1 pseudogene is annotated in these 327 nt (G+C 64.8%); it reads left to right on the forward strand.

The features are described from left to right. Positions 1–327: pseudogene (locus tag EN818_RS31460) on the forward strand (TadG family pilus assembly protein); the annotation flags it as partial.

The following is a 327-nucleotide window of genomic DNA, read 5'->3' on the forward strand; positions in this document are numbered from 1 at the left end:
CGCTCTGCCGATCTCGGCGGTCAGTTCCATAGCGTCCGGCAGCCGCTTCGAGCCAGGCAAGCTACCCTACAACGCCGTCCAGGTGTCGCTGAAGAAGCTGGGCACGCTCTATTTCGCCGCCTCGATGATGGCGCCGCCGGTGATCGGCACGACAGCCACAGCCAGCGCCCAGCCCGAAGCGGCGTTCTCGGTCGGGTCGCGGCTGGCCAGCGTCAATGGCGGCATCCTCAACGCATTGCTCGGCGGGCTTCTCGGCGGCAACATCTCGCTCAGCGTGATGGACTACAATTCGCTGATCTCGGCTGATGTCGACGTGCTCTCCTTCAC

Origin of the sequence: Mesorhizobium sp. M3A.F.Ca.ET.175.01.1.1, assembly GCF_004791945.1 — a bacterium.
Lineage (GTDB): Bacteria > Pseudomonadota > Alphaproteobacteria > Rhizobiales > Rhizobiaceae > Mesorhizobium.